The sequence below is a fragment of the Serinicoccus sediminis genome, from assembly GCF_004153545.1.
GTDB classification, from domain to species: domain Bacteria; phylum Actinomycetota; class Actinomycetes; order Actinomycetales; family Dermatophilaceae; genus Ornithinicoccus; species Ornithinicoccus sediminis_A.
The window spans coordinates 30,373-54,625 of sequence record NZ_SDVA01000019.1; the positions used below are offsets into that span (position 1 = coordinate 30,373).

A 24,253-nucleotide genomic window follows, 5' to 3' on the forward strand; every position below is an offset into this window, starting at 1 on the left:
CTGCACCCTGGCGCGGCGTCGGCGCACCGACCCCGGCTCAGTGCGGCAGCGGCTCCTGCGGGTCGTCCGACCCCTCGGGCGGCTCGGCCTGGCACAGCTCGTCCCAGTCGGCGTCGACCAGGTCACGGGGCCCGTCGACGACCAGGACGGCCCCGGCGTCGCGCAGCTCCTGCACCCCGAAGCCACCGGAGCGCACCACGACGCACGGCGCGCCCATCCGGGCCGCCGAGGCCACGTCGTAAGGGGTGTCGCCGACGAGGACGGCACGCTCACCCCCCGCCCGCTCCAGGGCGACCCCGAGGATGTCCGGGGCCGGCTTGGACTGCTCGGCGTCCTCGGAGGTGGTGACGGTGCCGAGCACCCCGTCGGGCAGGTCGAGCAGCTCGATGACGTGGTCGGTGAAGGTCTTCTTGCCCGAGGAGGCCAGCGCCACCCGCAGCCCGCGGTCGTGCAGCGAGAGCACCAGGTCGCGGGCCCCGTCCAGCAGCACGACCTCGTCGAGGATGCGGGAGTACTCCTCCTCCCAGCTCTGCCGCAGGTCGTCACCGACGCGGGCCTCCACCTCGTCGTCGGTCACCACGGCGACCAGCTTGTCCCCACCCATGCCGATCGACCGGTGCACCCGCCACAGCGGAGGGGTGAGGTCGAAGCGCTTGAACGCCCGGGCCCACGCCAGGGCGTGGTGGTAGGTCGAGTCGGCCAGGGTGCCGTCGACGTCCAGCAGGACGGTGTCGCGTGTCGGAGTCATGCGTCCTGTCTACCCGATGACGCGGGTTCTCGCTGCGCCCCCGGTCGCCCGCGGGCCGCTGCCGGGCCGGGCCCTGCGCGCGCCGTCGCGCACCCCTACGCTGGCCGGGTGCCCCACGGAACCCACGACCACGGCGACGACCCCCGCAACGAGCAGATCCTCATCTGGGTCAACGGCGAGCTCAAGCCCCGCGCGGAGGCGGTGGTGTCGGTCTTCGACTCCGGCTTCGTCCTCGGCGACGGCGTCTGGGAGGGGATCCGGGTGCACGACGGCCACCCGGTGTTCTGGGAGCAGCATCTCGACCGGCTGCTCGAGGGCGCGGCGGCGATCATGCTCGACCTCGGCATGACCCGCGAGGAGCTGACGGCGGCGGCCTACGAGGTGCTGCGCGCCAACGACATGCACGACGGGGTGCACATCCGGCTCATGGTCTCGCGCGGGGTGAAGTCCACGCCCTACCAGGACCCCCGGGTGACCGTCGGCCCGCCGACGGTGGTGCTCATCCCCGAGCACAAGGAGCCGTTGCCGGCGACGGTGCGCGACGGCATCACCCTCTTCACCACCCACGTGCGCCGGGCCACGCCGGACACGCTGGACCCCAAGCTCAACGCGCACAGCAAGCTCAACGACATCACCGCCTGCATCCAGGCCTACACCGCCGGCGCGGACGAGGCGCTCATGCTCGACCCGCACGGCTTCGTGGCCACCTGCAACAGCACCCACTTCTTCGTCGTCAAGGGCACCCCGGAGGAGCCCGAGGTGTGGACCAGCGACGGCCGCTTCTGCCTCGCCGGGATCACCCGCGGCAACGTCCTGCGGGTCTGTCGGGACCGCGGCCTGCCCGCCCACGAGCGCACCTTCAGCCTCACCGACGTCTACAGCGCGCAGGAGGCCTTCGTCACCGGGACCTTCGCCGGCGTCGTGCCGGTCCGCTCGGTCGACGGGCGCACCATCGGCACCGGCGCCCGCGGCCCGGTCGTCGAACGGCTCCAGGGCTGGTATGCCGAGCACGTCGCCGCCGACGCCGCCGGGCGGAGCGCGCCGTGACCGCCCGCCTCGCGATGTGGTCCGGCCCGCGCAACATCTCGACCGCGATGATGCGCTCCTGGGAGAACCGCCCGGACAGCGAGGTCTTCGACGAGCCGTTCTACGCGGCATACCTGCACCGCACCGGGATCGAGCATCCGGCGCGCGAGGAGGTCATCGCCTCCCAGCCCACGGACCCGGCCGAGGTGGCGCAGGCCCTGCTGGCGCCGACCGACGCGGCCGTGTCCTACTCCAAGCAGATGACCCACCACTACCTCGACGGCGACGACCTGTCGTGGGCGTGGCAGGTCCGCAACGTGCTGCTCATCCGCGACCCGGCCGAGGTGGTCTCCTCCTACGTCCGCTCCCGGGAGGCGTGCCAGCCGGAGGACATCGGCCTGCTCCAGCAGCTCACCCTCTCCGACCTGCTGGGGTCGCCGCCGGTCATCGACGCGGCCGACTTCCTGCGGGACCCGGAGGCCTACCTGCGCTGGCTGTGCGACTGGCTCGGCATCGACTTCACCGACCGGATGCTCTCCTGGCCGGCCGGGCCGCGCGACTCCGACGGGGTGTGGGCGCCGCACTGGTACGACGCGGTCGTCGCCTCCACCGGCTTCGCGCCCTACCGGCGGCGCGAGGTCGAGCTGAGCGACCACGACGCCGCCGTCGCTCGGGCCTGCCGCCCGGCCTACGAGGCGCTGCGCGAGCGGGCCCTGCGGCTCTGATCCACCGGCGGGCGGCCACGCACACGGCGACTCCCCTGCTGGTCGTGTGCGCTGGTGGCCCCCTGAGGGACACGGACGCACACAGCAGGGCTCCCTCTACGCCTGGGCGGGCGCCGGGTCGGGGTCCAGCGGCCCGGAGGTGAGCCGCTCACGTGCGTCGTTGCCGCGTCGGCTCGCGGCGACGGAGCCGGTCGCCGCCGCCAGCCCGACCCTCGCCCCGCCGACGTAGAGCGTCTCCGCCCCACCCGCGGGCACGGCATACGTCTCGTGCCAGATGCCGACGGCGCCCGGGTGCCGCCGGGCCGACCGGTTGAACTCGCGCCAGGCCGGCAGGTGGGCGTGGTCGGCCGCTCGGGCGTAGGCGTAGAGGTGGTCGACCGACCGCCAGTACTGCACCACCCACGGCCCGCGGGCGCCGACGAGCGTGGTGGCCCCGAGGAAGCCCAGGTCCTCGGCCTCCCCGCGCGCGGCCGCCTCCTTGTTGCGGGCCAGCTCGGTGAGCATGCGCGGCATCGCCCGGACGACCGGCAGCCACAGGTCGGGCCGGTGGGGCTTGCGGATCGTCATGCCGATGTGGAAGACGACGAGCTCGCCGTCGTGGGCGTGGGTCTGGGGGACGGACATGCCAGGCTCCTGTCGGATAGTGTCACTACCCAATATTGGAGAGTGATACTCTCCAATGTCAAGAGGTGATGTATGCGGATCTCCGACCTGTCCGAGGCGACCGGGGTGCCGGTGGCGACGGTCAAGTACTACCTGCGCGAGCGGCTCCTGCACCCCGGGGAGGTGGTGTCCCGGACGCAGGCGAGGTATGACGCCTCGCACGTCGAGCGGCTCACCCTCGTCCGCGCCTTGACCGAGGTCGGCGGGCTGAGCCTCGCGACGGCCCGGCGGGTGCTCGCCGCCATCGAGGAGCCGGACCTGTCCCCCCTCGACGCCATGGCCGTCGCGCAGCGCTCCCTGCTCGGGGAGCCCGACGCCCCGCCGGAGGACGCCGGGCCGTCCTGCGACGCCGCCGGTCCGCCGGACTCGCGGTCCCGGCGGTTCGTCGCCGGCCGGGGCTGGCAGGTCCATCCGGGCGACCCGGTCCTGGACCAGCTCGACGCCGCCTGGGAGGCCTGCGACCGGGCCGGGCTGGGCCTGGACGAGGAGCGGATGGCCCGCTACGCCGACGCCGCCGAGCAGATCGGCCGGACCGACGTCGAGTCGGTGCCGCGGACCTCGCCCCAGGCGGCGGTCCGCCAGGTCGTGCTGGGCACCGTGCTCATCGACCCGGTGCTCGTGGCGCTGCGACGGCTCGCGCAGCAGCACGTCGCCGTCAGCACCGGCTCGTCCTCCCGCTCTGGCATGCTCGGCCCATGACCGACGTCGCCCGCCACGCCTCCGAGCTGCTCCGGCTGCACCACACCGGCCAGACCCTGGTGCTGCCCACCGTCTGGGACGTGTGGTCCGCCCACGCCGTGCTGGACGCCGGCTTCCCCGCGCTGAGCGTGGGCAGCCACCCCCTCGCCGACTCGCGCGGCCAGCAGGACAACGAGGGGATGAGCCTCGACGACGCGCTGGACGGCATACGCCGCATCACCGCGGCCGTGGACGTGCCGGTCACCGCCGATCTCGAGTCGGGCTACGACACCCCGGCGGCCGAGCTCGTGGAGCGGGCCCTTACGGCCGGCGTCGCGGGCATCAACATCGAGGACACGGTGCACAGCGAGGGCCGCCTGCGGGAGGTCGGCGAGCACGCCGACTACATCGGCGCCCTGCGCGCGGCCGCGGACCAGGCAGGTGTGGAGCTCGTCATCAACGCCCGCACCGACGCGTTCATGGGCCAGGTCGCGACCTTCGACGACCCGCTGGCCGAGGCGCTCACCCGCCTGCGGGCGTGCGAGGAGGCCGGTGCGCGGTGCGTCTACCCGGTGCGGGTGCCGGACGCCGAGACCCTGCGCGCCCTGCTCGACGGGCTGTCGGGACCGGTCAACGTCACCGCGCACCCGGTGGACGGCGCGCCGTCCGGGTCGTTCGAGGAGCTGCGCACGCTCGGCGTCCAGCGCATCACCTTCGGCCCGCTGCTGCAGAAGGCGCTGACCGCCAAGGTCACCGAGCTCGTGGCCCCCTGGCGCTGAGGCCCGGGCCGGGTCAGTCGTCCAGCTGACTCTCGGCCCAGCGCTGGCCGGGGTCGCCGCCCCAGGCGTCCCAGGCCACGCGGCCCGGGGACGGGAAGCCGTCGCCGCCGCTCGTGAAGCCGTCGGCGTCCTTGTCCGCCTCGTGCCGGCGGAAGTAGGCGCGCATCTTCGTCAGCACCTCCTCGCTGACGTCGTCGCCGTCGGCGAGCTGCTTCGCCCGCGTGCGGCCCGTGTCGGTGAAGTTCTTCCCGGCCTTGCCGTCCTCGATCCAGCGCAGCGCCCGCTGCGCCGCCTCCTGCACACCCTTGGGCGGTGTCGCCATCCGGCGCCTCCTTCGATCGGTCTGGAGGGCCAGTCTGCGTCACCGCCTGCGGCCGCGCCTGCCCAGCGAGGTCGTCCGCGACAGGGAGGACGAGGCCCGCGCGAGGCCGCCTCAGCGCACCTGGGTCGCGGTGAACTCCCGCCCGGGCGCGACGAACGCCTCCTGCGCCTGCACCAGCCGCAGCTCGCGCTCGCCGGAGTCGATGGTGACCTGCAGCAGCTCGAAGACGCTGGCCGCGGTCCGCTCGAGCGCGGTCCGGGCCGACCCGCTCTCCCGGTAGTGCGCGGTGAAGAGCGCGCTCGTCACGTCACCGGAGCCGTTGGCCTTGATCGGCAGCCGCGGGGTCGCGACGATCCAGGCGCCGTCGTCGTCGACGGCCAGCATCTCGATGGTCTCGCCGCCGTCGGGCTGCGCCTCGCGCTCCGGGCGCAGCACGCTGGTGACGAGCACGGTGCGCGGCCCGAGCTCCCGCGCCCGGTCGGCCGACTCCAGCGTCGACTCGAGGCTGTCCGGCTCGGTGTGCGTCATGTAGCCCAGCTCGAACTGGTTGGGCGTGATGATGTCGGCGTGGGGCAGCACCCGCTCGCGGATGAGCGGCGGGATGGTCGGCGCCACGAAGCAGCCCGAGGTGGCGTTGCCCATGACGGGGTCGCAGGTGTAGGTCGCCTGCGGGTTGGCGGCCTTCACCCGGGCCACGGCGTCCACGACGACGTCGACGATCTCCTCGCCGCCGAGGTAGCCCGAGAGCACCCCGTCAGCGGTGCCGAGCACCCCGCGGTCCTCGATGCCGGTCACGACCGCGCGCACGTCGTCGGCGGGGATGAGGGGGCCGCCCCACGCGCCATACCCCGTGTGGTTGGAGAAGTTCACCGTCAGCACCGGCCACACCTCGTGCCCGAGACGCTGCAGCGGGAAGACGGCGGCCGAGTTGCCGACGTGGCCGTAGGCGACGTGGCTCTGGATCGAGAGGAAACGCATTCTCCCGATGATGGCACCTCCTCGCCCGCGTCCGCAGCGCGGGCAGGACGGGGGGTATGCCGCCCCCGCCCGGCCGGACGTCGGCCGCTCTCCCGGCCTCGTGGGCTGACACGTCCCGCGACACGCCCGGCCCGTCCCGGCTCAGGTGCGCACGTGCGTGCCTGAGCCGGTCGGCACGGGCGTGTCGGCGGCTCAGTCGAGCCCGTAGAACGCCCGCACCGCGACGGCCCCCTCGACCCGGATCGGTTCGCCGCGACGGAAGGTCTCCGGGGTGAGGACGAACCTCTGCTGCTCGGCACTCTCCCCCTGTCGCGCGACCCAGGTGCGACCGTTGTCCTGGTAGCCCACCGCCCGGCTGACCGCGAGCGACGCAGGGTTGTCGAGGTATGCCGCTGACGTGACCCGCTCGATGCCGAGGTGGTCGAAGGCCAGCGCACACGCCATGCGACGCATCCGGCTGCCGATGCCCTTCCTCTGCTCACGGCGCACCAGCCACGAGCCGGTCTCCACGGTCCGGGTCGTCGACACCTCCTCGCCTTCCAGCGCCTGGATGCCGACGGCCTCGCCGTCCCTGCGCACGACCAGCTGGAGCGACATCGCCCCAGAAGCCTGACCGGCCAGGACCCGCCCGAAGTAGCGCACGTAGTTGGCGGGGATCTCGGCCGGAGGAGCCGCGGTCCAGGGAAAGAGGAAGGGCATGGTGCCGGGGTCGTGGATCCCCTCGAGCGCCAGCGTGACCATCTCCGGCACATCTCGCTCACGCAGCACGCTGAGCGTCAGGTCCCCCGCCTCGACGCGCAGGGCATAGGGCGGCCAGATCTCCTCCAGGGCGTCCGGCGACATGCCGCACAGTGTGACCTACAAAGCCACCCCGTTGCGCCCTCGGACGTCGATGTATATCGTTTATCGGTATCCCGATCATCGATAAAGGGGACATGATGACGAGAGCCGAGACGACCGACCGTCCGCGCGGACTGCGAGTCGCGTCCGTGGCCGTCAACCTGGTGGTGGGTGCCGCCGTCGCCGTCTGCGCACTGCAGGTCTTCCTGGTGGTCTCAGGCATCCCGGTCATCCCCTCCGACGACGCCTGGGTCCCGCCCACCGCGCTCCCTCAGGTGCTGCAGCTCGACATCCCCATCGACGCCATGCGCACCGAGATCACCGTGCTGCCCCTGTGGATCCGGCTGCTCGGCATCAGCAGCTCCGTGATCATGACCGCCATGCTCGTCATCGCCCTGCGGACCGTGCACCACGTAGCGCGCCGCTCGGCACAGGGGCGCCCCTTCGCCGACGACGTGGTCCGCCGACTGCGCCGGGTGGCGGTCTGGCTCCTGGTCCTCGTGGGGCTTCGCCTGCTCGTGGACGTCGCGACGGGCGCGGCTCTGGAGCGCTGGTTCGCCGACCACCTCGACGCCACACGGGCGGGCGGCGGGCTGGGGATCGACCTCCCCTCGTTGTCCGTCCCGATGGTCGTGGCTGCCGCCGTGGCCGCCATCCTCGCGCACGCCTTCGCGACGGGCCGGGACCTGGTCGACGCCACCGATGGCCTCGTCTGAGCACCGGGTGGTCACCAGGCTGGCCGAGCTGCTGGACGAGCGTGGCATGACCCTGACCGAGCTGTCCCGCAGGACCGGCCTCACCATGGCCAACCTGTCGATCCTCAAGAACAACCGCGCCAGGGCCATCCGGTTCAGCACCCTGACGCTCGTCTGCGAAGCGCTCGACTGCCGCCCCGGCGACCTGCTCGACCTCGACTGACCGGCGGGACGGCAGAATGCGGGGCATGCCGTCCCGAGTGCTCTCCGTGCAGCTCAGCCCCGTCCACGAGTTCAGCAAGGATCCGGCCACCGAGATCGAGCTGGTGGAGGGGTATGGCGTGCGGGGGGACGCGCACGCCGGCGTCACCGTGCAGCACCGGCACCGGCTGAAGAAGGACCCGACGGCGCCCAACCTGCGCCAGGTGCACCTCGTCCACGCCGAGCTCTTTGACGACCTCGCCGAGCTCGGGCACACCGTGCGGCCTGGCGACCTGGGGGAGAACGTCACGACGACCGGCATCGACCTGCTGGCGCTGGCGCGGGGCACCCGGCTGACCCTGGGGCAGGCGGAGGTGGAGGTCACGGGGCTGCGCAACCCGTGCTACCAGATCGACGACTTCCAGCCCGGCCTGTTGAAGCAGGTGCTGCGCCGGCGCGGCGACGGCGCGGTGGAGCGGCTCACCGGCGTCATGGCCGTCGTCACCCGCAGCGGCTCGGTGCGGCCGGGTGACCACATCGGGGTGGCGGCGCCGGACGGCCCGCTGGTGGCACTGGCACCCGTGTAGCCCACCCCCACCCGCGCTGCATCGTGTGCGGTCGTGGCCCTCTAAGGGCCACCAGCGCGCACACTCCCACCCGCGAGAACGGCATACCGGAGAAATAGCCACGAATTCTCGACCTGCATTTCCTCGCGGCTGCGCGTACCATGAAATGCTGTCGAGGCCCAAACGGCGTGCCCAGACTCGTCCCAGTCTCCTTTCCTACGCTAGGAATCCTCATGCTGACCCTTCGTCGCCTCACCAGCCTGCCGGTGCTCATCGGCGCCCTGGTGCTGCTGACGTTGCTGGTCGCAGGCCCGCTGCGGCAGGTGGACCGTTCTCTGCACGGCTTCTGGTCCGACGAGCTCACCCCCCGGTGGACCGACTTCCTCGACCAGGTGCCGAATGCCGTCGCCGGCCAGGCGGTATGCCTGCCCGTGCTGCTCGCCGTGGCGTTCTTCCTCGCGTGGAAGCACCGCACCTGGCGGCCTGTCGTCATCGCGGCCGCCGCCGAGCTGGGCTTCTACGCCGTCGTCGGCGGCCTCAAGGTCGTCCTCGCCCGCACCTCCCCCAAGGCCGACGACGTCTCGGGGCGCTTCTTCAACGGTGGTGCGGCGGAGCACGGCTGGTACGGCATCAGCTACCCCTCCGGACACGCGTCCGAGGCCATCCTCATCTACGGCGCCGCGGCCTACCTCATCGTCGTCTACGCCCACCCCGACACCCGGCTCATGCGCCGGCTCGGGTGGGCCATGGCGCTCATCACGGTCAACTCCATCGGCGTGGCCTACTACCTCGGCTACCACTGGCCCTCCGACCTGATCGGCGGCTTGCTCGTGGGCGCCGTGGTCCTCCGGGCCATCATCGACGCCGACCAGTGGTGGGTGCGGCGCCGCACCGCCACCTGGTGGCGCCAGCTCGAGAAGGCACCCGCCCACCCGCACCCCTCCGAGGCCACACCGCCGGTCACCGCGGCCCAGCCGGCCACGACGCGCACGCCCGTCGGTGCCCGCACGCCGGTCGCCGCCCGCTCGACGACCAGGCGACCGGCGACGCACGGCATACCGGAGCCGAGCCCGCAGCCGGTCCCCGAGCGCCGCGAGCGCGACCCCGAGCTCGTCCCGTAGCCCGCCGCCCCGCGTGGTGACCGACCCCCTGCCCGCCGTGGTCGTGGGCGGAGGACAGGCCGGGCTGGCCGCCTCCTTCTACCTGCGCCGTCGCGGCATCGAGCACGTCGTCCTCGACGCCGGCGACGCACCTGGCGGGGCCTGGCGGCACACCTGGCCCTCGCTGCGCCTCTTCTCCCCCGCGGCCTACTCCTCGCTCCCGGGCTGGCGCATGCCGCCGACCGACGGGCCCCAGAACCCGGACGCCGCCCACGTCATCGGCTACCTCGCCGCCTACGAGGAGCGGTACCACCTGCCCGTCCGCCGGCCGGTCCGCGTCCGGTCGGTCATCCGGCAGGACGGCACCTTCGTCCTCGACAGCGACCACGGCACCTGGCGGGCACGCACGGTCGTGGGCGCGACGGGCACCTGGAGCAGGCCGTTCGTGCCCGCCGTGCCGGGGATCGAGGAGTTCCGCGGAGAGCAGCTGCACAGCTCGAGGTATGCCGGGCCCGCACCGTTCGCGGGGCGGCGCGTGCTCGTCGTCGGCGGTGCCAACTCCGGCGCGCAGGTCGCGACCGACCTGCTCCCGGTCGCGGACGTGACGTGGGCGACGCTCGGGCCGCCGCGCTACCTGCCCGACGAGGTCGACGGCCGCGAGCTCTTCCGGGTGGCTTCCGCCAGCCTACGGGGCGAGGGCGAGGGCGTCGGCAGCCTCGGCGACATCGTGGCGGTGCCGCCGGTGCGTCGGGCCCGGGACGCCGGCGACCTGGTCGCCACGCGGATGGTGGCCCGCCTGACGGCCCGCGGGGCGGTCGACCAGGACGGGACCGAGCGTGAGCTCGACGCCGTCGTGTGGTGCACCGGCTTCCGGCCCGAGCTGTCGTGGCTCGGCGGCCTGGACGTGCCTCGGCGCGCGGGCCGGGTCGTCACCGACGGCGGTCCCACCGTGCCGGGCGTGCCCGGGCTGTTCCTCCTCGGCTACGGCGACTGGACGGGCGCGGCGTCGGCCACCCTCATCGGGGTCGGTCAGTGGGCGCGGCGGGTGGCCGAGCAGGTCGACGCGCTGGTCGACGGCCTCGACTGAGGTGCCTATCATCGTCGTATGGCGATGACACAGCGCTCAGCCGATGCTGCGGACACGAGCACCCTGCCCGCGCGCACCGAGCCGGACGCCGCCCTCGCGGCGGCCTGCCTCTTCCACGGCCTGGCCGACTCCTCCCGGGTGGCGATCCTGCGGCACCTGCTCCTGGGGGAGCACAACGTGCGCGGGCTCACCGACCACCTGGGCCTGGCCCAGTCGACCGTCTCCGGTCACCTGGCCTGCCTGCGGGACTGCGGCCTCGTGACGTCCCGGCCCGTGGGCCGCTCCTCGCTCTTCAGCGTCACCGAGCCCGCGCTCGTCACGGCGCTCTTCGCGGCGGCGGAGCAGCTGCTGGCCGCGACCGGCGACGCGGTCGTCCTCTGCCCCGACACGGGCTCGGCGGCCACCCGGTGAGCGCCCTGCACCTGCAGACTCCGGTCGTCCCGGAGCGCGCGCGGCGGCTGCGACGGCGGGCCAGGGCGCTGGCACTGACCTCGGTGGTCTACAACGTCCTCGAGGCCGTCGTCGCGATCGCGGCCGGCCTCGTGGCCGGGTCGGTGGCCCTGCTCGGCTTCGGCCTGGACTCCGTCGTCGAGGTGAGCAGCGGGCTCGTCGTGCTGTGGCAGTTCAGCCACCACCTGCCGCAGGAGCGGGAGCGGACGGCGCTGCGGCTCATGGCCGTCGCGTTCTTCGCGCTCGCGGCCCTGGTGTCCTTCGAGTCCGTGCGCGCGCTGGTGGTGGGCCGGGAGCCGGAGACCTCGACGGTCGGCATCGTGCTGGCCGCCGTCTCCCTCCTCGTCATGCCGGTCCTGTCCTGGGCGCAGCGCCGCACCGGCCGGGCGCTGGGGTCGAACGCCGTCGTCGCGGACGGCACGCAGACCCTGCTGTGCACCTACCTCTCCGCCGTGCTGCTCGTCGGGCTGCTGCTCAACGCCACCCTCGGGTGGTCGTGGGCCGACCCGGTCGCCGGCCTCGTCATCGCCGGCGTCGCGCTGCGCGAGGGGGTGCAGGCCTGGCAGGGCAAGGGCTGCTGCGCGCCGGTGGGCGGCGGCTGCGCCTGCGACTCGGGGGCGTGCGGGTGCTGAGGCCGCCTCGGCCCGGCAGGGTCACCCGTCGCGCAGCCGCGTGAGGTGGGCGGCCACGACCTCGTCGACGAGGTCGAGCGGCAGCTCGGCGGCGTGCGGGAACTTCAGGGTTCCCCGGCCGGAGACGTAGGGCGCCATCCGCGCGGCCAGCTCCGGGTCCTCGGAGGCGTCGGGCAGCGGGTAGATCGACGCGTGCCGGGCATACCCCGCGGTGTAGCAGACGGTCCGTCCGTCGAGGGTGAACGCGAGGATGCCGTAGGAGATCGTCTCGCCCAGCCCGGGCGCCGCGTCGTGGACCCGGGCGCGGATGAGCTCCACCCGCTCGCGCGCGGTCGGCGTCAGCGAGTCCAGGTATGCCGTGACGGCCTCGCCCTGGGCCATGCGCCCAATCTAGCCCTCTTATGCTCGGGTGTGTGGCTCCGACCGTGACCGACACCGCGCTGATCTTCGAGGGCGGAGGGATGCGGGCGTCATACACCTCCGGGATGGTGGTGGCCCTCCTCGAGGCCGGCCTGCACCTGCCCTGGGTGGGTGGGATCTCGGCCGGGGCGAGCAACACGTGCAACTACGTCAGCCACGACCCGTGGCGGGCGCGGCACAGCTTCACCGACTTCGCCTCCGACCCCCGCTTCGGCGACTGGCGCTCGTTCGCCCGCGGGCAGGGGTGGTTCAACGCGCAGTACATCTACGAGGAGACGTCGCTGCCGAACCAGGCGCTGCCCTTCGACTGGGAGACCTTCGCGGCCGAGCCGGCGCAGGTGCGGATCGGCGCCTTCGACGCCGTGGCCGGGGAGCAGGTGTGGTGGGGGCGCGACGACCTGACCTCCCTGCGCGACCTCATGGTGCGGGTGCGGGCCTCCTCGACGATGCCGGTCGTCATGCCGCCGGTGACCATCGACGGGCGGGTCTACGTGGACGGGGCGCTGGGCAGCTCGGCGGGCATCGCGCTCGAGGCCGCCCGGGCCGACGGCTACGAGAAGTTCCTCGTGGTCCTCACCCAGGAGCGGGGCTACCGCAAGAGCGTGCAGCGCGGCGACTGGTACCTCCGGCGCCACTTCCGCCGCTACCCGGCGATCCCGCAGGCGCTGGCGGCGCGCCCGGCCCGCTACAACGCGGTGCGCGAGGAGCTCTTCGACCTCGAGGCCAGCGGCGCCGCCTACCTCTTCGTCCCTGAGCGGATGCCCGTCGGCAACGGCGAGCGCGACGTGGCCAGGCTGCGGGCCAGCCACGAGGCGGGGCTCGCCCAGGCGCGGGCCGAGCTGCCGGCCGTGCAGGAGTTCCTCGGCGTCTGACCCTCGTCCGATCAGTCGTCGAGGAAGTCGCGCAGCAGCTCGACGAGCTCCCGGGGCGCCTCCTCGTTGAGGGCGTGCCCGGCCCCGTCGACGATGCGCAGCCGCGCCGAGGGTATGCCGTCCGCCAGCGCCCGGGCGCCCGGCTGGTTGACCTTGTCCTTGGCGCCGACGAGGACGAGCGTCCGCGCCTCGACCCGGGCCAGCGCGTCGGTGAGGTCGGCCGAGCGGGTGGCCTCCAGCACCTGCAGCAGCCGGTCCTTGGAGACGCCGGCGTCGGCGAAGCGGGACGCGGGCACGAGCTTGAGCGCCGCCGCCTGCGCGCGCATGGCCAGCCGGGGCGGCCGCACCTGGCCGGCGATCAGCACGAGCCGGCGGACCCGCTCAGGGAAGTCCGCGGCCATCCGGGTGGCGACCATCGCGCCGTAGGACACCCCGCACACGTCGACCTGCTGCATCCCCTCGAGCATGAGCTGCTGGTCCAGCGCCGCCGCGGCGTCGCTCAGCCCGAGCATCTGCTTCTCGGTCGGGCGCAGACCGGGCACCCACGGGGTGAGCAGGCGCCGGCTGCCGTAGAGCGGGACGACGACGTCCTCCCAGGCCATCGGTGCCTGGCCGACGCCGTGCAGCAGGACGAGCGGGGTGGGCGCGGCGCCCGCGGGCTCGCTCACCGGTCGTCCTCGGCACGCCCGACGGCGTTGTCACGGTCGTCGCCCTCGCGCTCGACGTCGCGGTCACCGCCCTCGCCCTCGGCGTCCTCGTCGGAGTGCGGGTCCTGACCCTGGCCGCCGGCCTCCCGTCGCTCCTCGAAGCCGTCCCGCTGCAGGTCACCGCTGTCGTCGCGCTCGTCCTCGTCGGTGATGTCCGGCGCGCCGTCGAAGTCACGGTCGCCGTCCTCCTCGGTGCGCGGCTCGGCCTCCTCGCCGCCGTCGTGCGGGTCGCTGACGCAGAACTCGTTGCCCGCCGGGTCGGTCATGACCGTCCAGCCGAAGCCCTCGACGTCGTGGGTGCGCACGACGTCGGCGCCCAGCTCCACCAGCCGCGCCACCTCCGGCGCCCGGTCGCCGCCGGAGAGGTCGAGGTGTAGCCGGTTCTTGCCCGGCATGATGCTCTCGACCCGCTGCAGGCCGATGGCGGGGGTGCCGGCCAGGACGACGAAGTCGCCCCAGTCGGCCGAGATCTCCCGGTGGAGCGCCTGGGCCCAGAACTCCGCGAGGGCCTGCGGGTCGTCGCAGTCGATGGTCACCATCGTCACAGCCAGCATGCGCCCCATCGTGTCAGGTCGGCGCCGGCCCGGCGGAATGCGTCGTCCTCGCCGCCCGCGGCCCACCCGGCGGAATGCGTCGCCCGCGCACCCGGTTGACGCCCTCGACAGCATCCGCCAACGAAAGGACTACGTATGCCCACGCGCACCGCACGAACCGACTGGACCGGCTCCCTGCAGGACGGGGCGGGCAAGGTGGAGCTCACCAGCTCCAAGGTCGGCACCTACGACGTGTCCTTCCCGAAGCGCGCGGCCGAGGACGCCGGCGGCACCACCTCCCCCGAGGAGCTCATCGCCGCGGCCCACTCCTCCTGCTACGCGATGCAGCTCTCGGCGCTGCTCGCCGAGGCCGGCGGCACGCCGCGGGCCCTGGAGGTCAAGGCCGACGTCTCGCTCGGCGAGGACCCGGCCGGCGGCTTCCGGCTGACCGGCATCGCCCTCACCGTGCGCGGCGAGGTCGACAGCCTGGACGAGGACGCCTTCGTCAAGGCGGCCGAGGACGCCAAGGCCACCTGCCCCGTCAGCAAGGCCCTCACCGGCGTCGACATCACCCTGGACGCCGCGCTGCAGTCCTGAGCCACCTGCCGCAAGCGGCACCGTCGGCCCCAGCGTTCACGTGAACGCCTGAACCGACGACACGCCCGGCCAGACCGGCCCAGTCGTTCACGTGAACGGCTGGGCCGGTCCGCGTCGGTCTGCGATGCTCGCGGGTATGCCGTCCCCGCTCACCCCGCACGTCCGCGTCGTCCGACGCCCCGACGGCGTCGCCCACGTCGTCCTCGACCGCCCGGACAAGCTCAATGCCCTCACCCTGGAGATGCTCGACGGGCTCGTCCGCACCGCGCGGGCCCTGGGCCGCGACGACACCGTCCGGGCGGTCGTCCTCACCGGCGACGGGGACGCCTTCTGCGCCGGGCTGGACCTGCGGGCCGCGCTGCGCGACCCGGTCGGGATCGGCCACCGCTTCCTCCCCCGGCCGTGGCGCGGCACCAACGTCTTCCAGGAGGCGTGCTGGGCCTGGCGGCGGCTGCCGGTGCCCGTGGTCGCCGCCGTGCACGGCCACTGTCTGGGCGCAGGCATCCAGCTCGCCCTGGGCGCCGACCTGCGCACCACCACCCCGGACGCGTCGTGGTCGGTGCGCGAGGTCCGGTGGGGGCTCGTCCCGGACATGACCGGGATGCGCTCGCTCGCCGAGCTGGTCGGCCTCGACACCGCCAAGGAGCTGACCCTCACCGGGCGCACCGTCACCGGCACCGAAGCCGGGGATCTCGGGCTCGCCACCCGGGTCGGCGCCGACCCGGTCACCCTCGCGCACGAGCTCATCGCCCCCATGCTCGAGCACGACCCCCGGGCACTGGCGGTGGCCAAGCGGTTGTTCCGGCATACCTGGACCTCCGGGGAGCGTGCCACCTTCGCCCGCGAGCGGCGCGCGCAGGTCGGGCTGCTCCGGCGGCTCGCCACCCGGCGCACCGGCGACGACCTCCCCGGTCGGCGCGCGGCCACCCGGTGATGCTGGGACACTGACGCATCATGACCGCCCCCTCCCATCCGCGCGACGACGCCCAGCCGGACGACCGCGACGACGTCGGCGTCCTGCCGCAGATCCGGCGCACCACGAGGTGGAGCCGGATCTGGCGTCCGTTCTGGGTGCTGCCGATGACCTTCGTGGTCGTCGCCTTCGTCGTGGGGGCGGTGCTGCCGGAGTGGGAGCTGGCGTTCGACGAGAGCCTGCCCTACGTCTTCCAGGGCGGCGCGGACGGTGCCCGCGGCATGCTCAGCACCATCGCCGGCGCGATGATCTCGGTCACCGGTCTCGTCTTCTCCATCACCATGGTCGTCATCCAGCTGGCGAGCAGCCAGTTCAGCCCCCGGGTGCTGGACGACTTCCTCTCCAGCCGGATCACCCAGTCGACGCTGGGCATCTTCGCCGCGACGTTCACCTACGCGCTCACCGTGCTGCGGTCGGTGCAGGGCGCCTCCGGCGAGGCGTCGTTCGTCCCGCAGATCTCGATCACGCTCGGTTTCCTTCTGGTGCTGGCCAGCGTCGGCACCTTCCTCGCCTTCATCCAGCACATCACCACCTCCATCCAGGTCTCCTCGATCGTCACCCACCTGGGCAGCGCGACGATGTCGGTCATCGACCGGTACTACCCGCGGGCCGACGAGCCGGCCGCCCGCCGCCCCGACCGGGAGTGGGACCCGCCGGAGTCGGCACCGGTGCTGCAGCTGGAGGCGGTGGAGCACGGGTATGTCGTGGAGATCGGATACCGCCGGCTCGTCGACTGGGCCACCGAGCACGACGCGGTCGTCCAGATCCTCACCCCGGTCGGGCGCTACGTCACCGAGGGGGCGCCGGCGGTGCGCATCTACGGGCTGGCGCTGCCCGAGCGCCGGATGGTGATGAACGGCGCCGACGACGAGCAGCACCAGGAGCTGGCCGACCGCTTCGACCTCGGCACGGTGCGCCGCGCGATCGTCGTCGAGAAGGACCGCTCCTTCAACCAGGACCCCGAGGTGGGGGTGCGCAAGCTCGTCGACATCGCCGAGCGGGCGCTCAGCCCGGGCATCAACGACCCGACGACGGCCAGCCAGGTGACCAACGAGCTGCACCGCATCCTGCGCCTCGTGGTCACCCGGAGGGACCTGCCGGAGGTCGTCGAGCGCGACGGGCAGATCCGGCTGGTGCACCGGCCGCAGCGGGTCGCCGAGGTCATCGACCTGGCCCTGGAGGAGCTGCTGCACTACGCCGAGGAGTCCTTGCAGGTGCCACGCCAGGTGCTCTTCGTCCTCGGTCGGCTGCGCCCGGTCGCGTTGCCGGAGTATGCCGAGGTGCTCGACCACTGGGAGCGCGTCACGCGCCAGATCGTGGAGCGGGCGCGGGCCGAGGACGAGAAGGCCTACACCCGGCGGGGACCGTGAGCGGCGCAGACACCGGGTTGGCGCTGCCGGCGGTGACCTGGACCGGTGCCGGGCTGGCGCTCGCGACGCTGGTCGTGGCGGTGCTGCTCGGCCAGCTGGTGCGGCTGGGGGTGACCGCCGCGCTGGGGTGGCGCGGCCGGAGCGCCGAGTCGGCCCGGGTCTTCGGCCGGCTGGCGGGGATGCTCGTCGTCGCGCTGGGCCTCGGCGCGGCGCTGACGATCCTCTTCCCCAGCGTGCGGCCGGTGAACATCCTGGGCGGGGTCGGCGTCATCTCGATCGCCGCCGGCATCGCCTTCCAGACGGTGCTGGGCAACATGTTCGCCGGGATCGTCATCCTGGCGCGTGGCCGGTTCGGGGTCGGGGACCAGATCGCGGTGCTCGAGCACGCCGGGACGGTCGTGCAGATGGGGCTGAGCTCGACCTCGATCCGCACCTTCGACGGGCGACTCGTGCTCATCCCCAACGGCACCCTGCACTCCAACCCGGTGACGGTGCAGACCGGCTTCGAGGCGGTACGGTCGGCGATCACGGTCGAGCTGGCCGACGACAACGACCTGGAGCAGGTGCGCGACGTCGCGGTGCGGGCGATGGTCGAGCTTCCGTCGGTGCTGGACGAGCCGTTGCCGCAGGCGCTCTTCACCACCATCGGCACCCGCACGGTCGAGCTGGAGCTCCGCTTCTGGTCGGGGGCCCGCCAGCTGGAGACCAAGGAGGCGCGCGACGCCGTCATCCGGGCGGTGCTGCACGCCTTCCGCGACGCCGGCATCGAGACCTCCTCCGACGTGACGACGATCGGCGTGACCCCGCAGCTGCGCGACCTGTGGGAGCGGACCGGCAGGACCCGCGGCTGACGCGGCATACCCTGACCGGCATGGATGGTCAGATCGAGGTCCGCGGCGCCCGGTTGCACAACCTGCGCGACGTCGACGTCGACCTGCCGCGCGACGCGCTGGTCGCGGTGACCGGGGTGAGCGGGTCGGGCAAGTCGAGCCTGGCCTTCGGGACGATCCACGGGGAGTCGCAGCGGCGCTACCTCGACTCGGTCGCGCCGTACGCCCGGCGCCTGCTGCACACGGCGATCGACCCGCAGGTGCGCGACGTGCGCGGACTGCCGCCAACCGTGGCGCTGGAGCAGGGCCGGTCCGGCGCCGGGGCACGGTCGAGCGTGGGGACCGTGACCACCACGGGCGCGACGCTGCGGATGCTGCTGTCGCGGTGCGGGGCATACGCGCCGGGGGCGCCGCACCTGGACTCGGACCACTTCTCCCCCAACACGGCGGTCGGCGCCTGCCCCGACTGCGGCGGTCTGGGGGTGGTGCACGAGCCGACCGAGGCGTCGATGGTGCCGGACGACGGGCTGTCCATCGCGCAGGGCGCCGTGGCCGCGTGGCCCGGGGCGTGGCTGGGCAAGAACTACCGCGACATCGTCGCCGCCCTCGGGCACGACGTCGACGCACCCTGGCGCGAGCTGCCGCCGCAGACGCGGGAGTGGATCCTCTTCACCGACGAGCAGCCGGTCGTCACCGTGGTGCCGACGCGGGACGCGGAGCGGATCAACCGGCCCTACCAGGGCACCTTCTCCTCCGCGGCGAGGTATGTGCGGCGCACCCTCGCCGAGACCAGGAGCGCGACCTCGCGGCGCAGGATGCTGCGCTTCGTCCAGACGCGGCCGTGCCCGACCTGCGACGGTCGGCGGTTGCGGGCGGACGCCCTGGCCGTGACGTGGGAGGGTCTCGCGGTCGACGAGGCCGCCGCGCTGCCGGTGAGCGCACTGGTGTCAGTGCTGCGGGAGCGGCGTAAGTCGCTCCGTGACGAGGACGCGGACGGGGACGCGCGGTCGCGGGCCGAGCAGGTGCTCGTCGACGACCTCTTGGGGCGGTTGGAGCTGCTGCTCGACCTGGGCCTGGGCCACCTGTCGCTGGACCGCCCGGCGGTGGGGGTGTCGTCGGGGGAGCTGCAGCGGCTGCGGCTGGCGACGGCGCTGCGGTCGGGGCTGTTCGGGGTGGTCTACGTGCTGGACGAGCCGTCGGCGGGCCTGCACCCGCGTGACGTGGACGACCTGATGCGGCTGCTGCGGGCGCTCGTGGCCGCCGGCAACACGGTCGTGGTGGTGGAGCACGACATGGCGGTCGTGCAGCGCTGCGACTGGGTGGTCGACGTCGGCCCGGGCGCGGGGCAGGACGGTGGGAGGGTGCTGTGGTCGGGGCCGGTCGACGGGCTGGCTCAGGTGACGGAGTCGCCGACCGCGGCCTACCTGCACCAGCCGGTGCACGCCGAGGAGGTGCTGGGCGGCATCGCCGGGGAGGGTGACCGGACGCCGACAGGGAGGCTGCAGCTCCGGGGGCTGGAGCGGCATACCGTCCGGGGCGTCGACCTCGACCTGCCGCTCGGGCTGGTGACCGTGGTGACGGGCGTGTCCGGGTCGGGCAAGACGAGCCTCCTCGACGCGGTCCACGACGTCGTGGGCAGACAGCTCGCCCGGGTGGAGGACGTGGAGGAGGCCGACGAGGGTGCCGGGGACGAGGACGGTCGCCCTGCCGGGGTGGGAGGCGACGAGGCGGCGGGGTCGGTGCGGGCCGAGGGCGAGGGGGCGCCGACCAGGGTCGTGCGCATCACCCAGAAGCCGATCGGACGATCACCGCGGTCGACGCTCGCGACGTACACCGGGCTGTGGGACGCGGTGCGCAAGGCCTTCGCCGCGACCCCCGAGGCGAAGGAGCGCGGCTTCACCGCGTCGCGCTTCAGCTTCAACACCACGGCGGGCCAGTGCCCGACGTGCGGGGGTGAGGGGGCCGTCGCGGTCGAGCTGCTCTTCCTCCCGGGGACGTATGCCCCGTGCCCCACCTGTCACGGCGACCGGTTCGGCCCCGAGACCTTGGAGGTGCGGTGGCAGGGCCACACCGTCGCCGACCTGCTGCGGATGAGCGTGCGAGAGGCGCGGCGGGAGCTCGGCGGGCTGAATGCGGCGGCGCGGGCGCTACGGGCGCTCGACGCGCTGGGGCTGGGCTACCTGCAGCTGGGGCAGTCGGCGACCGAGCTCTCCGGGGGCGAGGCTCAACGCATCAAGCTCGCCACCGAGCTGCAGAAGCAGCGCCGCTCCCCCACGCTCTACCTCTTCGACGAGCCGACGACCGGGCTCCACCCCGCCGACGTCCACCGCCTCCTCGCCCAGCTGCACGCCTTGGCCGTTGCAGGACACACCGTCGTGGTCGCCGAGCACGACCCTGCCGTCGTGGCCACCGCCGATCTTGTCGTCGAGATGGGGCCGGCTGCAGGCGATGAGGGTGGTCGCATCATCGACATGCAGCGGCGGTCGTGACAGACCGACTCTGCCGATGTCCGGATGTCCGACGGGCCGCTCCGAACCGTCGCCCACGTCGATGTCGGGCTCGCCGTCAACTAGAACCGCGCGGACTTTGGTCACAGCGGCACTCGACGCATCAGGCAACGCTGACGGCCTTTTGGCCGCCGAAGAAATCAAGCCCGCAGTGCAGCCATGACCGCGCCCAAGGCGTGGAGGCGGCCTAGGGGGCGGGTGGAAGATGTATGTTCTCGGCGTGGCTGCCGAACCTCCAAGACGCGCGCGGGTGCAACTTCCGAGTTGGATCTGGGGCGGCAACCCTAAAGGGCTCTTGGTCGGGTGTGAGATGGTCTCGCGTCCGGACCGCCAGGGTCGGTTCATCGTGCAAACTGAGGAGTCGTACCGGAACCAGCGCCCCGACCTTGTTCGGCTGCGGACGATCGCAAAGCCCTTAGATCCTGCGCCGCGCTGGGACGAGATCAGGCGTCTGTCTGAACGGGTGACGATAAATCTCCCAGAGCGGATGGCAACGGATCTCGAGCGCCGACTTGTCAAGGCTGAGGAGCGAGGGGCCTTGGTTGACCTGCTCAACCACCATCTCCTGCTATTGCACACCTTGCCTCTCAACGATCTGCCCACTCAGTCTGAGTACTTGGTCGACAATCTTAACGCAATAACGTTCAACGATGATCCGTCCACTGGCCCATTCAGAAATACATGGGTCCACCTCGTGGAAACTAGTCCCGCGCTTCATCATCGCCTCAAGCTTGCCTCCGTTTGGGTGCGCATGGGGCAGGATCACCGGCTAGGAGGGGGCGACCCTACGCATCTTCAACGACTCAATACGCAACAAGACGGTATTTTTTCCTCCTCCGCTGGACTGTACGACGGCGTGCATACGTTTGACGCCTACTTGAGCCCGCTGCTAGCGGCAGGAGCGCCGGGGATTTGGGCGGTCAACGTTCTTCGATCCTTCGGCTCGCTCATCTTCAGCCTGGGCACTTTTGTCTCCGGCACGGAGGGCGAGGCCTCGGAGCTTCTGCAACTTGTGTGGACCCCGGGGGCCAAGGAGGCGACCGAGTTTCGCGCACTGTCTGCTTCGGCGGCCGACGCCGCGCTCCAGTGGTGGATCGAGCATCTCAACCTCTTGTTCGGGGTGCTCAGCGATCTCTCTACGTTCGCTGATCGTGACGGCGACTACCGTCCAGCTAAGCACCTTGAGGCATTGCTCACCTTTGAGCAGATCTTTCGCCGGACGACATCCATGCTCGTCGCCCACCGCGACACCAATGCTCGGCGGACCCTGCTCTTCACGATTCTGGACTCCATTGAGGGTGTGCGAGGCACGAACCTCATCACAATGTTCACCCTGAGCCACGCCACGAAAGTTTTGGAGCGCCTGGAGAGAGTTATTCCAGACCAGGCCGCGGAGATCCTCTTGCCGACCGCTCGGCGCGCTGTCTCCGCTCTTGCAGCCATGCAACAAGGCTTCTTCATTCGTCGTCAATTAGGAACGGCCACGGTGGACCTGCAACTGGGTACGGGAAACACCCGGCGTCTTTCGGTCGAGGCCGCGACCGCGATGTACTTGAAGATCTTGCGCGACGCCACTCACGGCCACGGCTCCGACAAGGAATCCTCCAGGGCTCAGACGGCCGCCTTGCTTGCACACCATGACGGAGAGGTTCCGCACGATGTGGGTCTACTCGGCTGTCTGTATCTGCTTGACGTCCTCGCCTCTCCCGAGCGCTTGCCGCGGATACTCTTTCGGGGTGGTAGATGAGTGGCGATGAAGGCCACGCAATGGTCGAGTCCGCATCACCAGAACACGAATCTGGGCAACGGGGTAAGGGTAAGAACATTGGGCCCGCCTGCGCGCATGTTCCACCCATCCGACCGGAGGTGTCTATGCTGCGACGCAGCGCACCTAGTGGTGGCGCAGGGATGCCGGCCCGCATCCGACCACGTCAGCGCCTGCCGCACGCGGTCGCGAGATACTGGCCCGCCAATACTGCGCATCCTCCTTCCTTCCAACTAAGAATCGACTTCACCTCCGTGCTGCCTTCAGCGCCCCGCGAGTAAGCCGGTCGCGACCTCGCAGGCGATGTGCGCGTGGGCCTGGAGCCCTACCTCTTTGGGATCCGTGCGCGGTCCCGCTTCGAGTTGGGTTCCTGACCGGGTGACCCTGATGAACGACGTCCGCTACCCTGCTCTTAGGACGCTCGGAGGCCTGCATGCTGATTCAGTCGGGACTTTATTACCCATACATACACGTTCGAAGCGACACGTGGTTGAAGTCAGCTGCCCTTTACTGGAAGCGAGTCAATCGGATAGTGCCCCACGACTACCCGACCAAGGACAGTCGAACGGCAAAAGTCCTGCAGAACGATCTCGGATTCTTAAATAACCGGCGGCCGGGGCAATCCGCTGTTGAGACTTCGCGCCTATTCCTTGATTTCCTCAACGCCCGAGACGGAGATGTCCAGCGGAGATTGGGTGTTCAACCCTCCCTCATGAGGTTGCAACACGGTCATGAACGACCCCGAGATGGGGGCTTAACCGACGATGGGACGATCGGGTACATCTTCGCCGAGAAACTGGCGCCGGAGCTCATCGACGCACTAGCAAATGCCGGACTAGCCTTCGGCGCCTCTAGCGAGCAGGCGCATCATCGCCGGCTGTCGATGAACGTTGGGTCCGCCAGTTGGATTGGCATGGATAGCCGTCTCGCGGCGGCCTACATGACGGTCTTGACCCGTTTGACAGCGCAACACTTCGATTTGAGGCCCGTCACGGACGTCGCGCGTGCACACGTGGCCATGGATGCACCATCAGTCGAGGATGTGTCTGATCTATTGCTCGGACATGCCCCGTTGCCGACTGTTGACGCTCGAGATAATCTGCACCAAAGGGTTGCGCTCCTAGCCGTGGAGTCCTCTCTTCCGCGTGCGTTGAGTCTCGTACCGACGGAAGCGATCGTTCAGTTCCGCAAACACAATGAAGAACTACTGGGTGACTTTCAGGCGGCGGTTCACGATGCAGTAACTGACTTGCAGAACCTACCGGCGGACGTTGATGAAGAGGTCCTTAGAGAGCGGCTCATTGAAGTTACGCAGGATCGCCTCTTAAAGCCGAGGGATCGCCTTAGGAAGTCGCTGGGACTTTTCAATCTTGACCCTGTGGACCACACTCTTGGGGTTCAAGTGCCGCTCGGCGTTACAGTGGCGGGAACGGCCAATTTGGTAATGCAACCAGTGCAAGCAGTCACCGCTGGTGCGGCGGCGGGAGTCTTTTCTTACGCCATCGGCCAAGGCGTCCGCCGACGCCAGCTGCGCAAGGTCAATAGCGCTGGAAACTACTTGATGAAATTGTCCAAACTAAAGCCAACCTCCGTGGTGCGCAAGTCAGGTTCTCTTTGGCATCGGTGAGACGACGAGCACGAAGCACCCAGGGGACACCCGCTCTTGCCGCCGAGCGCTTGCCAGCATCCATCCGTGCTTCGCCACCCGCTTCGGTACGCTCAAGCAGTGACGCGCTACGTGTACGACGAGGAAGCGAGCCGAGAGTTCCATATGGACGTGGTCCATGAGGTGGACGAACGGGCGCCCATGAGCGCATCTCTATGGATCGAAGCGATGCGACGCCTCAACGTCATTGAGGATCCTCTCATCCGGAGAATTTTGGCTGTCCACCTCGACTGTGGTTCGGGAACAGGCACCTGCGACGGCATGGAAGCCGAGGGGGTGCCTCTCTCGGAGCGAAACGACTGGGGATGCGAGACCACAGAGCTCATCGCGCAGCACTACGGTGTCGACTTCCCCCAGGGCTCGGAAGACGACTGAGCGGTCCGACTCCGCACTACTCTGCCGCTGGCCGCGCGGTGGGCTCACGGGTCAGGCGGGGCGAGACAGCTCGTGCTCGACGGCTCGGCGGATCCAGGCCGAGACTGAACGATCGTCAGCTTCTGCGGCGCGCTTGACTTCCTCGAGC

At 71.3% G+C, this 24,253-nt stretch carries 28 protein-coding genes; 20 read left to right on the top strand and 8 right to left on the bottom strand.

The window, feature by feature from the left end; translation table 11 throughout:
• Positions 1-37: 37 nt before the first annotated feature.
• Entirely contained in the window at positions 38-748 is a 711-nt protein-coding gene (locus EUS26_RS14560) for an HAD family hydrolase (RefSeq protein ID WP_130014552.1), read from the bottom strand.
• Between the two features lie 108 nt (positions 749-856).
• Here EUS26_RS14560 and EUS26_RS14565 point away from each other — a divergent pair, with 108 nt between their 5' ends.
• Both EUS26_RS14565 and EUS26_RS14570 read left to right on the top strand, forming a co-directional pair.
• Complete coding sequence (locus EUS26_RS14565) at positions 857-1,795, top strand: aminotransferase class IV (RefSeq protein ID WP_130014553.1); 939 nt, start codon at positions 857-859, stop codon at positions 1,793-1,795.
• Positions 1,792-2,499, top strand: coding sequence for a sulfotransferase-like domain-containing protein (locus EUS26_RS14570; RefSeq protein ID WP_130014554.1), 708 nt, complete (start codon positions 1,792-1,794; stop codon positions 2,497-2,499). The genes EUS26_RS14565 and EUS26_RS14570 overlap by 4 nt, the downstream gene beginning before the upstream one ends.
• 96 nt (positions 2,500-2,595) lie before the next feature.
• Here EUS26_RS14570 and EUS26_RS14575 read toward each other — a convergent pair whose 3' ends face one another.
• Positions 2,596-3,123 carry a DUF4188 domain-containing protein gene (locus tag EUS26_RS14575; protein ID WP_130014555.1) on the bottom strand — a complete coding sequence of 176 codons (528 nt, stop codon included), beginning with the start codon at positions 3,121-3,123 and terminating at the stop codon, positions 2,596-2,598.
• Positions 3,124-3,195: 72 nt separating this feature from the next.
• Here EUS26_RS14575 and EUS26_RS14580 point away from each other — a divergent pair, with 72 nt between their 5' ends.
• Positions 3,196-3,861, top strand: a complete 666-nt coding sequence (locus tag EUS26_RS14580) for a MerR family transcriptional regulator (RefSeq protein WP_130014556.1) — start codon at positions 3,196-3,198, stop codon at positions 3,859-3,861.
• Positions 3,858-4,619, top strand: coding sequence for an isocitrate lyase/PEP mutase family protein (locus tag EUS26_RS14585; RefSeq protein WP_130014557.1), 762 nt, complete (start codon positions 3,858-3,860; stop codon positions 4,617-4,619). Before EUS26_RS14580 ends, EUS26_RS14585 begins: the two co-directional genes overlap by 4 nt.
• Positions 4,620-4,632: 13 nt before the next feature.
• On the opposite strand, the gene EUS26_RS14590 is transcribed toward EUS26_RS14585, so the two are convergent.
• The 3 genes from EUS26_RS14590 to EUS26_RS14600 form a co-directional block, all read right to left on the bottom strand.
• On the bottom strand, positions 4,633-4,941 hold the full coding sequence (locus EUS26_RS14590; RefSeq protein ID WP_130014558.1) for a hypothetical protein: 309 nt from the start codon (positions 4,939-4,941) through the stop codon (positions 4,633-4,635).
• 111 nt (positions 4,942-5,052) lie between these two features.
• The gene (pdxY, locus tag EUS26_RS14595) at positions 5,053-5,919 is read right to left on the bottom strand and encodes a pyridoxal kinase PdxY (RefSeq protein ID WP_130014559.1); all 867 of its coding nucleotides are present in this window, start codon (positions 5,917-5,919) and stop codon (positions 5,053-5,055) included.
• Between the two features lie 192 nt (positions 5,920-6,111).
• A complete protein-coding gene (locus EUS26_RS14600) occupies positions 6,112-6,762 on the bottom strand; it encodes a GNAT family N-acetyltransferase (RefSeq protein WP_130014560.1) in 651 nt (216 codons plus the stop codon).
• 92 nt (positions 6,763-6,854) lie between these two features.
• Between EUS26_RS14600 and EUS26_RS14605 the strand changes: the two genes are divergently transcribed.
• The 7 genes from EUS26_RS14605 to EUS26_RS14635 all read left to right on the top strand — a co-directional run bounded on the left by EUS26_RS14605 (position 6,855) and on the right by EUS26_RS14635 (position 11,490).
• On the top strand, positions 6,855-7,475 hold the full coding sequence (locus EUS26_RS14605) for a DUF2975 domain-containing protein (protein ID WP_130014561.1): 621 nt from the start codon (positions 6,855-6,857) through the stop codon (positions 7,473-7,475).
• Positions 7,462-7,677, top strand: a complete 216-nt coding sequence (locus tag EUS26_RS14610; RefSeq protein ID WP_130014562.1) for a helix-turn-helix domain-containing protein — start codon at positions 7,462-7,464, stop codon at positions 7,675-7,677. The genes EUS26_RS14605 and EUS26_RS14610 overlap by 14 nt, the downstream gene beginning before the upstream one ends.
• A 25-nt stretch (positions 7,678-7,702) precedes the next feature.
• Positions 7,703-8,242, top strand: a complete 540-nt coding sequence (locus EUS26_RS14615; protein ID WP_130014563.1) for an MOSC domain-containing protein — start codon at positions 7,703-7,705, stop codon at positions 8,240-8,242.
• Between the two features lie 212 nt (positions 8,243-8,454).
• Positions 8,455-9,342, top strand: coding sequence for a phosphatase PAP2 family protein (locus EUS26_RS14620; RefSeq protein ID WP_165368639.1), 888 nt, complete (start codon positions 8,455-8,457; stop codon positions 9,340-9,342).
• Between the two features lie 13 nt (positions 9,343-9,355).
• A complete protein-coding gene (locus EUS26_RS14625; RefSeq protein ID WP_337590225.1) occupies positions 9,356-10,408 on the top strand; it encodes an ArsO family NAD(P)H-dependent flavin-containing monooxygenase in 1,053 nt (350 codons plus the stop codon).
• 18 nt (positions 10,409-10,426) lie between these two features.
• Positions 10,427-10,819 (top strand): ArsR/SmtB family transcription factor, encoded by a 393-nt coding sequence (locus EUS26_RS14630; RefSeq protein ID WP_130014565.1) that lies wholly within the window; start codon positions 10,427-10,429, stop codon positions 10,817-10,819.
• Positions 10,816-11,490 carry a cation diffusion facilitator family transporter gene (locus tag EUS26_RS14635; protein WP_130014566.1) on the top strand — a complete coding sequence of 225 codons (675 nt, stop codon included), beginning with the start codon at positions 10,816-10,818 and terminating at the stop codon, positions 11,488-11,490. Before EUS26_RS14630 ends, EUS26_RS14635 begins: the two co-directional genes overlap by 4 nt.
• A gap of 21 nt (positions 11,491-11,511) precedes the next feature.
• Here EUS26_RS14635 and EUS26_RS14640 read toward each other — a convergent pair whose 3' ends face one another.
• Positions 11,512-11,871, bottom strand: a complete 360-nt coding sequence (locus tag EUS26_RS14640) for an iron chaperone (RefSeq protein WP_130014567.1) — start codon at positions 11,869-11,871, stop codon at positions 11,512-11,514.
• A gap of 20 nt (positions 11,872-11,891) precedes the next feature.
• Here EUS26_RS14640 and EUS26_RS14645 point away from each other — a divergent pair, with 20 nt between their 5' ends.
• On the top strand, positions 11,892-12,782 hold the full coding sequence (locus EUS26_RS14645) for a patatin-like phospholipase family protein (protein ID WP_130014568.1): 891 nt from the start codon (positions 11,892-11,894) through the stop codon (positions 12,780-12,782).
• Between the two features lie 11 nt (positions 12,783-12,793).
• Here the strand turns inward: EUS26_RS14645 and EUS26_RS14650 are convergent, their stop codons facing one another.
• Positions 12,794-13,450, bottom strand: coding sequence for an alpha/beta fold hydrolase (locus EUS26_RS14650; protein ID WP_130014569.1), 657 nt, complete (start codon positions 13,448-13,450; stop codon positions 12,794-12,796).
• Positions 13,447-14,043, bottom strand: a complete 597-nt coding sequence (locus EUS26_RS17025; protein ID WP_238149010.1) for a VOC family protein — start codon at positions 14,041-14,043, stop codon at positions 13,447-13,449. Before EUS26_RS17025 ends, EUS26_RS14650 begins: the two co-directional genes overlap by 4 nt.
• A 135-nt stretch (positions 14,044-14,178) precedes the next feature.
• Between EUS26_RS17025 and EUS26_RS14660 the strand changes: the two genes are divergently transcribed.
• From EUS26_RS14660 to EUS26_RS14695, 8 genes are all read left to right on the top strand, one after another.
• The gene (locus EUS26_RS14660) at positions 14,179-14,619 is read left to right on the top strand and encodes an OsmC family peroxiredoxin (RefSeq protein ID WP_130014570.1); all 441 of its coding nucleotides are present in this window, start codon (positions 14,179-14,181) and stop codon (positions 14,617-14,619) included.
• 136 nt (positions 14,620-14,755) lie between these two features.
• Positions 14,756-15,553: a crotonase/enoyl-CoA hydratase family protein gene (locus EUS26_RS14665; protein ID WP_130014571.1), complete on the top strand. Its 798-nt coding sequence runs from the start codon at positions 14,756-14,758 to the stop codon at positions 15,551-15,553.
• A gap of 20 nt (positions 15,554-15,573) precedes the next feature.
• The gene (locus EUS26_RS14670) at positions 15,574-16,962 is read left to right on the top strand and encodes a DUF2254 domain-containing protein (RefSeq protein ID WP_130014572.1); all 1,389 of its coding nucleotides are present in this window, start codon (positions 15,574-15,576) and stop codon (positions 16,960-16,962) included.
• On the top strand, positions 16,959-17,813 hold the full coding sequence (locus EUS26_RS14675; RefSeq protein WP_238149011.1) for a mechanosensitive ion channel family protein: 855 nt from the start codon (positions 16,959-16,961) through the stop codon (positions 17,811-17,813). The genes EUS26_RS14670 and EUS26_RS14675 overlap by 4 nt, the downstream gene beginning before the upstream one ends.
• A 20-nt stretch (positions 17,814-17,833) precedes the next feature.
• Positions 17,834-20,281 (top strand): AAA family ATPase, encoded by a 2,448-nt coding sequence (locus EUS26_RS14680; RefSeq protein WP_130014573.1) that lies wholly within the window; start codon positions 17,834-17,836, stop codon positions 20,279-20,281.
• 238 nt (positions 20,282-20,519) lie between these two features.
• Positions 20,520-22,046, top strand: coding sequence for a hypothetical protein (locus EUS26_RS14685; RefSeq protein ID WP_130014574.1), 1,527 nt, complete (start codon positions 20,520-20,522; stop codon positions 22,044-22,046).
• 550 nt (positions 22,047-22,596) lie between these two features.
• A complete protein-coding gene (locus tag EUS26_RS14690; protein ID WP_130014575.1) occupies positions 22,597-23,691 on the top strand; it encodes a DUF6236 family protein in 1,095 nt (364 codons plus the stop codon).
• 99 nt (positions 23,692-23,790) lie between these two features.
• Entirely contained in the window at positions 23,791-24,105 is a 315-nt protein-coding gene (locus tag EUS26_RS14695; RefSeq protein ID WP_130014576.1) for a hypothetical protein, read from the top strand.
• The last annotated feature ends 148 nt before the right edge of the window (positions 24,106-24,253 follow it).

Bases quoted from the DNA above. Each gene is read 5' to 3' on its own strand.
- EUS26_RS14560 (WP_130014552.1), bottom strand. From the start codon at position 748: ATGACTCCGACACGCGACACCGTCCTGCTGGACGTCGACGGCACCCTG.
- EUS26_RS14575 (WP_130014555.1), bottom strand. From the start codon at position 3,123: ATGTCCGTCCCCCAGACCCACGCCCACGACGGCGAGCTCGTCGTCTTC.
- EUS26_RS14580 (WP_130014556.1), top strand. From the start codon at position 3,196: ATGCGGATCTCCGACCTGTCCGAGGCGACCGGGGTGCCGGTGGCGACG.
- EUS26_RS14585 (WP_130014557.1), top strand. From the start codon at position 3,858: ATGACCGACGTCGCCCGCCACGCCTCCGAGCTGCTCCGGCTGCACCAC.
- EUS26_RS14590 (WP_130014558.1), bottom strand. From the start codon at position 4,941: ATGGCGACACCGCCCAAGGGTGTGCAGGAGGCGGCGCAGCGGGCGCTG.
- pdxY (WP_130014559.1), bottom strand. From the start codon at position 5,919: ATGCGTTTCCTCTCGATCCAGAGCCACGTCGCCTACGGCCACGTCGGC.
- EUS26_RS14600 (WP_130014560.1), bottom strand. From the start codon at position 6,762: ATGTCGCCGGACGCCCTGGAGGAGATCTGGCCGCCCTATGCCCTGCGC.
- EUS26_RS14605 (WP_130014561.1), top strand. From the start codon at position 6,855: ATGATGACGAGAGCCGAGACGACCGACCGTCCGCGCGGACTGCGAGTC.
- EUS26_RS14610 (WP_130014562.1), top strand. From the start codon at position 7,462: ATGGCCTCGTCTGAGCACCGGGTGGTCACCAGGCTGGCCGAGCTGCTG.
- EUS26_RS14615 (WP_130014563.1), top strand. From the start codon at position 7,703: ATGCCGTCCCGAGTGCTCTCCGTGCAGCTCAGCCCCGTCCACGAGTTC.
- EUS26_RS14620 (WP_165368639.1), top strand. From the start codon at position 8,455: ATGCTGACCCTTCGTCGCCTCACCAGCCTGCCGGTGCTCATCGGCGCC.
- EUS26_RS14630 (WP_130014565.1), top strand. From the start codon at position 10,427: ATGGCGATGACACAGCGCTCAGCCGATGCTGCGGACACGAGCACCCTG.
- EUS26_RS14640 (WP_130014567.1), bottom strand. From the start codon at position 11,871: ATGGCCCAGGGCGAGGCCGTCACGGCATACCTGGACTCGCTGACGCCG.
- EUS26_RS14645 (WP_130014568.1), top strand. From the start codon at position 11,892: ATGCTCGGGTGTGTGGCTCCGACCGTGACCGACACCGCGCTGATCTTC.
- EUS26_RS17025 (WP_238149010.1), bottom strand. From the start codon at position 14,043: ATGCTGGCTGTGACGATGGTGACCATCGACTGCGACGACCCGCAGGCC.
- EUS26_RS14660 (WP_130014570.1), top strand. From the start codon at position 14,179: ATGCCCACGCGCACCGCACGAACCGACTGGACCGGCTCCCTGCAGGAC.
- EUS26_RS14665 (WP_130014571.1), top strand. From the start codon at position 14,756: ATGCCGTCCCCGCTCACCCCGCACGTCCGCGTCGTCCGACGCCCCGAC.
- EUS26_RS14670 (WP_130014572.1), top strand. From the start codon at position 15,574: ATGACCGCCCCCTCCCATCCGCGCGACGACGCCCAGCCGGACGACCGC.
- EUS26_RS14680 (WP_130014573.1), top strand. From the start codon at position 17,834: ATGGATGGTCAGATCGAGGTCCGCGGCGCCCGGTTGCACAACCTGCGC.